Genomic DNA, 11,126 nt, shown 5'->3' with positions numbered 1-11,126 from the left:
CCCGTGACGACGGCCGTGGACGAGCTGGCACACCAGGATGACGAGGAGGTCTACCGGCAGCTGGAGGCGGCACGCCGGGCGATGAGCGCTGACCTGCTGCGGGATCCGGTGACGCTCGCCCGCGGCCTCGACCGGAACTTCCGGATGCGCCCGCACCTGAAGCTCATCGGCGATGCGCTGGCCGAGGTGGGGCGGGGCGAGTACGACCGGCTGCTGATCCTGACCCCGCCCCAGGTCGGGAAGAGCACGACGGTCGCGGAGTGGTTCCCGTTCTGGTGGCTGTGCACGTTCCCCGTGGACAAGGTCGCGGTCACCTCGTACGGCGACGACCTGGCGCTCCGGCGCGGCAAGAGGATCCGCGGCTACGTCGAGGAGTACGGCGACGAGTGGGAGCTGCGGATGAAGCCCGGCTCCGGGGCGATGCAGGACTGGGAGGTCACCGCGGGCGGCGGCTGCCGCTCAGTGTCCGTCGGCAAGGGCCTCACCGGCTTCGACGTGAACCTTCTGATCATCGACGACCCGCACAAGGACCGCGCCGACGCCGAATCGGAGGCCGCACGGCGTGCCCTGCACGACTGGTACAGCTCGGCGGCCCTGTCCCGCCTCCAGCCCGACCGCAGCGCCGTGGTGGCGATCCAGACCCGCTGGCACCCCGACGATTTCGCCGGGCGCCGTATCCAGGAAGAGGGCCGCATCGAGGACGGCGGCCGGTGGAAGGTGATCCACCTCCCCGCGGTCGCCGACCCCAAGTTCGGCGAGGACCCGCTCGGCCGCGAGCCCGGGGAGCCGCTGCCCCACCCGAAGATCCCCAGCCGGGCCGTCGCCAGGTTGAAGGCGTGGTGGGCGCAGAAGAAGGCAACGTCGATCGTCCGGGACTGGCACGCCCTCTACCAGGGCGACCCCCAGCCTGGTGAAGGAGCGCTTGTGTCCGAGGAACTGCTGCGCCTGCTGCGTGACACCACCACGCCCGTGGAGCCGCAGAAGATCGCCGTGTCGATCGACCCGTCGGGTGGCGGCCGGGACGTTGCCGGTGTCATCGGTGGTTTCCTCGGCGACGACGGCCGCGTGTGGATCACCGACGACGTGTCGGCGCCGATGTCGTCGGCCGAGTGGTCCATGGCCGCCTGTCGGCTCGCGTACCGCACGAACGCGTCGATCATCTACGTCGAGTGGAACTTCGGCCGGGACATGTGTGTGTTGGCGATCCAGACGTCGTGGGAGAAGCTCCAGCGGGACGAGGAGATACCCAAGAACGTCCTCATGCCGGCGATCCTGCCGGTGCGGGCCAAGCAGGGGAAGTTGCTGCGGGCGGAGCCGATCGCCCAGCAGATGGTGCAGGACAAGGTCCGCTTCCGTGGCCTGTTCCCCGACATGGAACGCGAGTGGTCGACCTGGCAGCCCACGGACCCCGATTCGCCGGGCCGGATCGACGCCTCCTGTGTCCTCGTGTACGGGCTGATCCCGGAGGCCAACGCGGGCGCCATCGTCCACGCCCCGCTCGCGCAGGCCCCCCAGGGCGGCGCCCGCAGCGGCATACCGGGCAGTGTGCAGCCGAACCGGCCGGCGTCCCCGTACGGGCGCCGTATCGGCCGGTAGCGGCATCGGCCGTGGCCGTCCGGGGCGCGGCGGCATACACCGTCCCGGGCACACTGGTGGGCGTGAAGATGCCGCGTGTCGAGTGCGAAAGCTGTGGCCGGGGGGTCGCCGCCGGGATGGTTGCCGGACGCCCCGGCAAAGGCCGTGTGTGGCGTCACGACCCGCCCGGTCGGCGCCGCCTGCACGACGATTCCCTGGTGTCCTGCCCCGGCTCGCTCTCGATCGTGCCCCTGCTGGTGCCCGGCGAGCAGCTGCAGCTCGTGGAGACCGAAGACGGAGATGTCGGAGACGTTGAAGCGATGTCTTTGTTTTGACCGGGCTGGGGTTGTTGGGGGCTAACCGCCCCAAGTCCCGTTGAGATTTTCGTTGATGCTGAGGCCCGTCATCTGGATAGTGCATCCGCTCGTGGTAGCGACAGCCTTCTCTGCCATCGGGTAGGCGGTGAAGGACAAAGTTTGCGTGTCTTTCAAGCCGTTCACGCCGATCCAGTAGGTCGAGCCGTTAGCGGGGCCCGACCAGATCGCGTCATGGAGCTTCCGGCCTCGCAGTCGCCTCGTGGGCTGATGCGGCTGGTGCGGGTCTTCCTTCCAGCCGTCCATACCTGGGGGTGTGGCGTCACTTACGGGGAGGCCCCAAAGCCAGCCGGTATCCGCATGCTGGACGAAGAACACCCCGGTCCCGTCCGCGTTCAAGGGGGGATCCGTGATGGTGAGGAACAGCATGAGGTTATCCAGTACAACCCTGTACTCGGGCGGGCCGATAATGTCCACGCCGAGTACGTATTTCGCGTCTGGAAACTGCTCGAGGGCTCCCGGGGCCGACGGGCGCAAGAGCACGCCCCCGATGAACAACAGTGGTGAATGACACGTGGAGTCGATCTTTGTGGCGGTCGCGGGCATGGTTGCCACCTCTGGTTGATGAATTGCGTCGTGCAGACCTGCTCCTGTCCGGCATGCTGCTGTGCGCTGCAAACGGGCGCCGAAAGCCGGGGCAGGTGAGCGCGTAGATGGACCTTCCTCGGTGCTCACACGAGGGCATAGCTCAATCTCCATGCAAGCACCGTCGCGGACGTGCTGCCAGTTGGATCTGTCCCGCCCCGCACGCCCACAGCCTGAAGGTCGCTGCGGTGGAGGGGCGTCGCCGCCGCGCTAGAGCTGACGGCGGAAGACCTCGACGCGGGCGACATCGAAACGATCGCCCTGTTCTGATCCCGCCCGCCTACTGCGCACTGCGCGCGCACTGAAGGTCAGTGCGCGCGCAGTATCCTTGCCGCCGTTCCTGACCTGGGATCTTGATGGAGGCGGCCTGTGATCTCTCTGCCCGTGCTCGCTGTGCTCGGATTTGCCGCCTACAGGGCGACACAGCTCGGCGTCCATGACTCAATCCTCGACCCGGCCAGGACACGGCTCGCCGCCTGGCACGCCCGCAAAATCGACTCCCAGCCCCGCGGCTTCCTCCTCCAGCTCATCAGCTGCGTCTACTGCTTCGGGTTCTGGCTGTCCGGCGTGACGCTCCTCGCGTACCTCTGCGCCACCGGCAGCTGGGGGAACACCTCGTGGATCGTGCACGGCGTCGAGTGGTTCGCGGTGGCCGGCGTACAGGCCCTGCTGAACCGGCGCGATGACACGCTGGACGGCTGAGCATGCCCCGCCAGCTCACCGCGGCAGCCGCCCGCTACAGCGTCAAGACGGCCAACCTTCGCAGGGGCACGACCAACGCCTCATGGCAGGAACAGGCGTGGCGGTTCTTCAAGGAAGTCCCCGAAGTCCGCTTCTCCGGCACATGGGTCGGCAACGCCATGTCCGGCGCGACCCTGTTCGCCGGGCGCCGCGCCGATGACGGAACGATCGAACGCGCCCCCGACAACCACCCGGCGTCGGAGATCGTCCAAGAGATCGCGGGCGGCCCCGACGGGCAGTCCACGATCCTCGGCGACTTCGGCCCGCACCTCGTCGTGGCCGGGGAAGGCTGGATCGTCATCCAGCCCACCGTCGACAAGACCAACCTGGTCAATGGCTACGACTGGCGGGTGCTGTCCACCCGCGAGGTGAAGCCGCAGGGCGGAGGGAAACTCGTCGCCGAGATCGAAGGCGAAGAGATAGCGATCCCCCCGTACGATCCGAACGCCGACGCGGACCCGACGGCACCGATCGCGATACGCGTGTGGAAGCCGTCCCCCGACCGGCACATCGAGGCCGACAGCCCCGTCCGCGCCAGCCTCGGCCTCCTGGAGGAACTCCAGCTGCTCAACGCGGCCGTTGCCGCCATCGCCCGCTCCCGCATCACCGGACGCGGTGTGCTCCTCGTCCCCAAGGGCACGCGCTTCCCGACCTCGCCGGGGCAGGGCGGCGACGCAGAGGACGACCTGCTGGAAGTGTTCCTCGACGTCGCGTCGACCGCGATCCGCGAACCCGACAGCGCCGCCGCGACGGTGCCGATCATCCTCGAAGTGCCCTCCGAGGTCATCGCCGACATCAAGTGGCTGTCGTTCGAGTCGAACTTCGACGAGCTCGCGCTGAAGCTCCGCGATGAGGCGATCCGCCGCTTCGCGAACGGCCTGGAAGTCCCCGCCGAAATCCTGCTGGGCCTGTCCGACGCGAACCACTGGTCAGCGTGGGCCATCAGCGCGGAAGCCGTCCGCCTCGGCGTGGAACCGCGCCTGGCGATCGTCTGCCACGCCCTGACCACCCAGTGGCTGCGCCCCCTCCTCGAAGACGACGGCGTGGAGGACCCCGACGAGTGGCTCGTCTGGTACGACACCAGCCAGCTCCGCGTCCAGGCCAACCGCGCCCAGACCGCCCTTGAGGCCTTCCAAGCCGGCCTGATCTCCGCTGCCGCCGCCCGCCGAGAGACCGGCTTCGACGAGGCCGACGCCCCCACCGCCGAAGAGGCCGCCCGCAACAAGAGCGCCGACCAGGCGCCCGCCGACAACCCTGACGAGGAGACGCCGAGCAACGTGACGACGCTGCCAGTAGGTGAGACGACCAGCATCCCCGACACCCTGCCCGCCTCGGCCGGCCCCCGCATCGCCGACGGCCTCGTAGCGGCCGTCGACGTCCTCATGTGGGCCGCCCTCGCCGCCGCCGGGGAACGCATCCGCAACAAGCCCGCCTGCCCCCGCTCCGAACGTGCCCGAGCCCGGGACATCCGCCCCGGCGAGGTCCACACCGTGTACCCGGTCGACGCCGACATGATCGACACGTGGCGTCTCCTCGACGGCGCTTGGGTGCGTGTCCCCGAAGTCGCCGCCCGCTACGGCATGAATGCCGACTGCCTGACCGACGCCCTCGACGACTACGCGCGCGCCCTGATCGCCGCCCGCATGGCGCACACCTACAACGAGACCGAGAAGCTGCTGCGCCTGTCGACCTGCTTCACGGAGGCGGCATGAGCCCCCGCCCCCGCAGCACGCCGCTCACCATCACCGCGGTGATGGGTCCCCCGCGCACCGAATGGTGCCCGAGGTGCAAGGCGTACACCCTCACCTGCACGAACCTGCACCTTCTGACACCGGCCGGGGTGACGAAGAGCCACGCGTACGCCCTGTGCGAGATATGCGACGACCCCGACGACCCGGAGGTGAACCGTGGCTGACGTCGAACAGCAGCTCCAGGCCGCCGAGCAGGCGGTCGCCGAGGAAGTGCGGGCTGTCCTCGACGAGGTAGCGGCCGAGATCAGCAGGGGACTTGGCGACGCCAGCGAGATCGTTGCCGCTCGGTTCTCCCTCTCCCGGATCGGCCGCATGTGGACCGCCAGGGTGCCGCGCATCATGCGGCGGCTCCTCGGGATCGCCGAGACCGCAGCCCACCAGGCCGCCGACGACGTCAACTCCGAGCTGCCCGACGGGTGGGAAGACCTCCCAGGCCAGCACGACCGTGGGGACGACCTGCCCGCCTCGCTCGGCTCGTACGTCACCGACACCGAGCACCTGCTGCGCGCCGTCGGTGACCGGCTCACCGCGGCGGCCGTCGCCGAGCTTGCTGCCGGCCGCGACGCGGGCGAGGACATCGACCAGCTCCGCACCCGGCTGCGTGGCCTGTTCTCCCGTGCGGGTGCCGAGCTCGGCGAGACCCGTGAGGAACGCATCGCCCGTACCGAATCCACTCGTGCGTGGAACGCGTCCACGCTGGCCGCAGCGCAGGACCTCACCAGCCCGGACCGGCCCCTCGTCAAGCAGTGGCTGACCCGGCGTGACACGAAGGTTCGCGACACCCACAAGGACGTCAACGGTCAACTGCGGCTGCTGGATGAGGCCTTCGCTGTCGGCGGCGTCGCGATGGACTATCCCGGCGACCCCACTGCGCCGCCGCAGCTCACCGTCAACTGCCGATGCACCCTGCGATTGGCGCCAGAACGGCGCACCGCAGCCGCAGGAACTCAGGAAGCCTCCACGGCCGGATTTTCAAATCCAAGGGAAGTGGCCGCCGCTGCCTCCCAGCACACGGGGGCGATGATCGCGCTGCTCCCTACGGAGGAGGACGCGCAGCGCCTGGCCGTGGATGGTGGCGAGTCGGCCGAGGACCTGCACTGCACGCTCGTGTTCCTCGGCAAGGGCGCCGACTGGAACCAGGAGCAGCGCGCCGCCCTCGTCGCGGCGATGCGCGAGTACGCGGGCACCGCGCCTGTGGCGGCGCGGGCGTTCGGCGCCGCCCACTGGAACCCGCACGGCGACGAACCCGTGTGGGTGTGGAACATGGGCGACGACCGGGAGGACCGCGACCCGTCCGCGCCGACGCTGCACGACATGCACGTCGCCGCCCTCTACGCCGTGACCGACGCCTACGCGGAGCTGCCCGATATCCCCGAGCAGCACACGCCGTGGCATGCCCACGTGACCGCGATCTACAGCGCCGCCGCGGAGCGCTTCTACGACCTGGTCGGGCGCGTTGGCCCCGTCACCTTCGACCGGGTCCGCGTCGCATTCGCCGGCGAGCACTTCGACATCCCGCTCGGCCCTGCAGAGGAGGAACCCCCCATGGCCACCCCCGTCCAGGCAGAGGCAGAAACAGCCCCGCCGCCGGTCCGTACCTGGTCCACCCCCGACGGTGCCGCCCTCGCGTTCGAAAACCAGCAGACCGGCGACGGCAGGATCTTCACCCGCGGCGCCCTGTACTGGGACGGTGCAGGGCCGTGGCCGCTCCAGTACGCGGAAGCCATGGGGCAGGGCCACGACGGCGCCGAGCTGGCCGGGTCGATCCAGAAGCTCGGCCGCAGAGGCGACGACATCACCGGCAGCGGCGGCCTGTACCTGACGCAGCCCGCCGGGTTCGACGCCGTCCTCCTGCTGGAGCAGGGAGCCCCGCTCGGTGTGTCCGTGGACCTGGACGACGTGGACGTGCAACTCGTCGACACGACCGCCACCCCCGGCGAAGACGAGGCCGACATCCCGGTCCTGGCAGCGTCGTTCGCGTCGGCCAGCGTCATGCGCCTCGACGACGGCACGTGGATGATCAGCGGCCGGGAACGCGCAGAGTGGACCGCGTCGGGCGTCGAAATGGCGCACAGCGCCCGCACGACGATGCTGTTCACCAGCCCCGGCGGAACCATCTCGGCCGCGACCGCGCGCCGCGTGTTCGGCAACCAGCTCACCGCGGCCGCCGGCGAATCCGACCCGGGCGAGGGCGTCGTCTTCCACGAGGAGAAGTCCGGGGACTTCCTCGTCAGGATCACCCGCGCCCGCCTGCGTGGGGCCACCCTCGTGTCGATGCCCGCCTACGACAAGGCCCGCATCGTCCTCGACCCGCCCGGCGAGCAGACCGCGTCCGCGCCCGTACTGGTGGCCGCCTCGGGTGACAGTCACGAGCGGCTCGTCACCTACGTGCGTTCCTCCCCGACACCGGTCGGCCCCCGCCACCTCGCCGACAAGCTCGGCATGGCCCTGGAGACGGTCCACAGCCATCTCGCCCGCGCCATCGAGGCTGGCACCGTCGTACGGCTCGCCCGGGGCCTGTACGTGGGTGCCTCCACGCTGCCCGAGGGCGAGGTCACGGCCGCCGCGTTCGGTGACTCGGACCTGCCCGTGCACGACGATGCGGAAGCAGCCTGGGACGGCAGCAAGGCGGCGTCCCGCATCCTCGCCTGGGCCACCGACGACAAGGGCGACGTCGACGCGGACAAGCTGGGCCAGGGCTTCCTGTACCGCGATGACGCCGCCGACCCGGCCACGGCCGGCGCCTACAAGCTGCCCTTCGCGGACGTGTTCACCGACGGCGACACGCAGCGCCTGGAGATCGTCGCCGACGGCGTGTACGCGGCAGCCGATGTCCTCGAAGGCTCGATGGGCGGCGTCGACCTCCCGGACGACGACCGCAAGGCCGTCAGGTCCCGCGTCGAGACGCTGTACCAGAAGCTCGCGAAGGCCTTCGACGATGACACGATCCAACCGCCGTGGAGCGATGAGGCGACGGCATCTGCCGCACTCGACGCCCTGTACGACGAGCGCGGAGCCCAGATCGTCGCCTCCGCCTGGCAGGTGATGCATGCCGAACAGCCCATGCGTGCCGAATGGTTCCGCGAGCCCACCCCCGAGGAACTCCCGCCCGGGAGCGGCGGCGTCCACATCGTCGACGGCCGCGCCTACGGCTGGGTGGCGCAGCGGGGTGTACCGCATGCCTCGCATGGCCGGAAGGTCACCATCGAGAAGCTCGCCGCGCGGGGACTGGACTTCTCCCATTTCCTTCGCGCCGCGTTCCGCCTAGACGACGGCAGCGAGGTCCGCGCCGGTGCGATGACGATGAACGTCGGCCATCACCGGGACGGCTACGAGTGCGAGAGCGCCGTCTGCCAGTTCGACGACACGCGCACCGTTGCTGCGGTCGTCACCGTCGGCATGAACGAGGGCGGCCTGTGGTTCTCCGGCGCGGCAGCACCCTGGCTGTCCCCGTGGGATCGCACCGTGTTCCAGGCGTGCCAGCCCTCGTACCACATGACGCAGGGCAGCGACGGGCGTTGGCAGCTCCGCGCTGTCCTGTCCGTGCCGGTACCGGGACACTCCTCGCCGCTGACCGCTGCCACGGTCATCGACCGGTCGAACCTCGCCCTCACCGCGGCTGCGGCAGCCATCGACGAGGTCACCGCCAGCGAACCCCCGCGAGCCGCAGCCGGGGAGCCGGAACCCGAGCACGGCCGCGCCCGCGACGAAGCGCTCACCGCAAGCACCGTCGACGAGGTCACCGCCGCACTCCTCCAGCCCGCATTCCTCGACCAGTTCGCGCAAGCCCTCCAGGACCGCGAAGCCGAGCGCGCAGCCGCCGCGCGCGCCGAACTCGAAGAACTCACCGCGCGACTCGCACCCCTCCGCGCCGAGATCGCCGCAACCGCTGCCCAGCAGCAGGAAGGGAACTGACCCATGCCGTGTGCCTGCCAGAAGAACAAGAAGCAGTACGAGGTGGTTGACGCTGCCGGGAACCGGGTGTTCGGGCCCACCCCGTACAAGACGACCGCCGACGCCATGGCCGCGCGTGGCGACGGCCGCCAGGTCCGCGAGGTCAGCAAGGGAAGTAACTGATGGCGTGCGGCTGCAACAAGCCCCGGCCCAGGAGCGCGTCCGCCGCACCGGTACGCACCCTGTACCGCGTCGTCCTCGATGGCGGCAAGGGCAAGACCGCCTTCCAAACCCACGCCCCGGCCACGGCACAGGCGGTCGCCAAGAACTATCCGGGCAGCATCGTCGACCCCGACCCCGGTGAGGCATCCGCAGCCCAAAGCACGGCACCCGACGCCACCAGCGTCACCGCTACCTGACACCCTGGCACGGGCGGCCACTCTTGGGCCTGAGCTGGCCGCCTGTGCAGCTAATATTCGTTTCTGACTGCTGGTTTAGGGCCGAGTCTCCTTGATCCCTAGGAGACACCGGTCATGCCTGAGCCGTTCGAGCTTCCCGAAGACCTCGGCACCCTGGACGACGAGCAGCTTGCCGCCGCCCTTGAAGGCGCCGTTCAGGCCTTCGACACCAGGGCCACGTCCAACCTCGTCACCCCCGACGACGTCAAGGCGCTGCGCTCCCTCACCGCGGGTATCGAGGCCATGCGGCAGGAGCAGCAGGACCGCATCGACGCTGCGCGGGCCACCGCTGCGGAGATCGAGCAGCTCGCGGCGAAGGTTCGCGGCGACGACCCGGCGGCTCCGCAAGCGCCGGAGGCACCCGCCGCCCCGGCCGATGAGGACACGCCGGCCGAGCCCGAGCCGGAGGCGGAGCCTGCGGTGTCCGCCTCCGCGTCCCTCGTGAAGCGGACCGTCCTGAACCTGGGTGCCGTGCGCGCCTCCCAGCCGCGCGTGCTGCCGGAGCCGCCCGCTCCGGGCACGACCATCACCGCGGCCGTGGACGTTCCCGGGTACACCCCGGGTTCTCCGCTCGACTTCGGGCAGGTCGTCACCGGGATCATCAGCCGCGCCAACGCCCTGAAGACGGCCGGCGGTGGCGTGGGGCAGGTCATCTCCTACCGGCACCCGTTCGCGGAGGACCTGGTCGTCACCGATTCCAGCTCGGCGCCCGAGGGCACCACCGTGGCGCTCGCTGCCCAGAACCAGGCGCGGCTCCCGCAGGGTGACCTCGTCGCCTCCGGCGGCTGGTGCGCGCCCAGCGAGACCTTGTATGACATCACTGGCGTGGCCTGCCCCGACATGCTGTGGGACGCCCCGGAGATCCAGCTGTCGCGCGGTGGTCTGCGCTACTACAAGCCGCTCAGCCTCGACGTTTCCTCGATGACGTGGGTCCACACCGAGGCCGACGACATCTCCGGCGCCACCAAGCCGTGCTTCCGGATCCCGTGCCCGGACCCGGTCGAGGTCCGCTGTGACGCCGTCGGTGTGTGCCTGGAGGCGGGCATCCTGACGCAGCGCCACTTCCCGGAGCTGGTCGCCTGGTACCTGCGCAACGCGATGGTGGCGCACGAGATCCGCATCAAGCAGGTCCTGTTCCAGCAGGCGCTTCAGACCGCGACGCCGGTCGTCATGGCCCCCACGTTCGGCGCGCTGTCGGCGATCTACGCCGCCGTCGCCCTCCAGGCCGCCGACATGATCGAGCGCCACAGCCTCTGTGACACGATCGCCCTCGAAGTCGTGTTCCCGTGGTGGTCGCGGAACCTCTTCCTGTCCGACCTGGCGCGGCAGAACGGCGTCAACATCTGCGACCTGTCCCCGACCTGCATCCAGGACGTGTTCTCCACGCTGGGTGTGCGGGTGCAGTTCGCGCGCGGCCTGTCCCCGGCTGTCCCGTCCGACATCGGCGCCGCCACCCCGGCCACCGAGTGGCCGGCCAACGTGAACTTCCTGGTCTACCCGTCCGGTTCGATCCAGATCGGCCGTGGCGAGGAGGTCAACTTGGGCGTCGTTCACGACAGCACGAAGTTCGTCACGAACGACTACACCGCGCTGTTCGCGGAGGAGTGCGTCGCCCTCGTCGACCGCTCGGTGGACACCCGCCTCATCACCGTCCCGGTCTGCCCGGACGGCGCAACCGGCGCCCAGCTCGAACTGGTCTGCGCCGCAGGCAGCAGCTGACCCCCACCCCATCCGCAGCCCCGGCCCTC

The 11,126-nt window shown here is 70.0% G+C and carries 10 protein-coding genes; 9 read left to right on the top strand and 1 reads right to left on the bottom strand.

Features of this window, described 5'->3' with window-relative positions; translation table 11 throughout:
• Positions 1-3: 3 nt before the first annotated feature.
• Positions 4-1,596, top strand: a complete 1,593-nt coding sequence (locus SPR02S_RS35145; protein WP_019061711.1) for a terminase large subunit domain-containing protein — start codon at positions 4-6, stop codon at positions 1,594-1,596.
• Between the two features lie 62 nt (positions 1,597-1,658).
• Positions 1,659-1,910: a hypothetical protein gene (locus SPR02S_RS62530; protein WP_373283366.1), complete on the top strand. Its 252-nt coding sequence runs from the start codon at positions 1,659-1,661 to the stop codon at positions 1,908-1,910.
• Between the two features lie 21 nt (positions 1,911-1,931).
• Here SPR02S_RS62530 and SPR02S_RS35135 read toward each other — a convergent pair whose 3' ends face one another.
• Positions 1,932-2,495: a hypothetical protein gene (locus SPR02S_RS35135; RefSeq protein ID WP_158697936.1), complete on the bottom strand. Its 564-nt coding sequence runs from the start codon at positions 2,493-2,495 to the stop codon at positions 1,932-1,934.
• A 408-nt stretch (positions 2,496-2,903) separates the two neighbouring features.
• Here SPR02S_RS35135 and SPR02S_RS35130 point away from each other — a divergent pair, with 408 nt between their 5' ends.
• The 7 genes from SPR02S_RS35130 to SPR02S_RS35100 all read left to right on the top strand — a co-directional run bounded on the left by SPR02S_RS35130 (position 2,904) and on the right by SPR02S_RS35100 (position 11,097).
• Positions 2,904-3,236, top strand: coding sequence for a DUF1360 domain-containing protein (locus SPR02S_RS35130; protein WP_019061708.1), 333 nt, complete (start codon positions 2,904-2,906; stop codon positions 3,234-3,236).
• Between the two features lie 2 nt (positions 3,237-3,238).
• The gene (locus SPR02S_RS35125) at positions 3,239-4,987 is read left to right on the top strand and encodes a hypothetical protein (protein WP_019061707.1); all 1,749 of its coding nucleotides are present in this window, start codon (positions 3,239-3,241) and stop codon (positions 4,985-4,987) included.
• Entirely contained in the window at positions 4,984-5,190 is a 207-nt protein-coding gene (locus SPR02S_RS35120; RefSeq protein ID WP_019061706.1) for a hypothetical protein, read from the top strand. Before SPR02S_RS35125 ends, SPR02S_RS35120 begins: the two co-directional genes overlap by 4 nt.
• Positions 5,183-8,941: a phage minor head protein gene (locus SPR02S_RS35115; RefSeq protein WP_019061705.1), complete on the top strand. Its 3,759-nt coding sequence runs from the start codon at positions 5,183-5,185 to the stop codon at positions 8,939-8,941. Before SPR02S_RS35120 ends, SPR02S_RS35115 begins: the two co-directional genes overlap by 8 nt.
• 3 nt (positions 8,942-8,944) lie before the next feature.
• Complete coding sequence (locus SPR02S_RS63490; protein ID WP_019061704.1) at positions 8,945-9,103, top strand: hypothetical protein; 159 nt, start codon at positions 8,945-8,947, stop codon at positions 9,101-9,103.
• A complete protein-coding gene (locus SPR02S_RS35105; RefSeq protein WP_019061703.1) occupies positions 9,103-9,339 on the top strand; it encodes a hypothetical protein in 237 nt (78 codons plus the stop codon). Before SPR02S_RS63490 ends, SPR02S_RS35105 begins: the two co-directional genes overlap by 1 nt.
• Before the next feature lie 114 nt (positions 9,340-9,453).
• Positions 9,454-11,097: a major capsid protein gene (locus tag SPR02S_RS35100; protein WP_019061702.1), complete on the top strand. Its 1,644-nt coding sequence runs from the start codon at positions 9,454-9,456 to the stop codon at positions 11,095-11,097.
• Positions 11,098-11,126 lie beyond the last annotated feature (29 nt).

It is taken from the genome of Streptomyces prunicolor NBRC 13075, from assembly GCF_000367365.1.
Taxonomy (GTDB): Bacteria; Actinomycetota; Actinomycetes; order Streptomycetales; family Streptomycetaceae; genus Streptomyces; species Streptomyces prunicolor.
Note: the sequence above shows the minus strand (reverse complement) of the source record. Positions and strands in the feature narration are given on the sequence as shown.

Coding starts and splice junctions, on each gene's coding strand:
- SPR02S_RS35135 (WP_158697936.1), bottom strand. CDS start 2,495: ATGCCCGCGACCGCCACAAAGATCGACTCCACGTGTCATTCACCACTG.
- SPR02S_RS35125 (WP_019061707.1), top strand. CDS start 3,239: ATGCCCCGCCAGCTCACCGCGGCAGCCGCCCGCTACAGCGTCAAGACG.
- SPR02S_RS35120 (WP_019061706.1), top strand. CDS start 4,984: ATGAGCCCCCGCCCCCGCAGCACGCCGCTCACCATCACCGCGGTGATG.
- SPR02S_RS63490 (WP_019061704.1), top strand. CDS start 8,945: ATGCCGTGTGCCTGCCAGAAGAACAAGAAGCAGTACGAGGTGGTTGAC.
- SPR02S_RS35105 (WP_019061703.1), top strand. CDS start 9,103: ATGGCGTGCGGCTGCAACAAGCCCCGGCCCAGGAGCGCGTCCGCCGCA.
- SPR02S_RS35100 (WP_019061702.1), top strand. CDS start 9,454: ATGCCTGAGCCGTTCGAGCTTCCCGAAGACCTCGGCACCCTGGACGAC.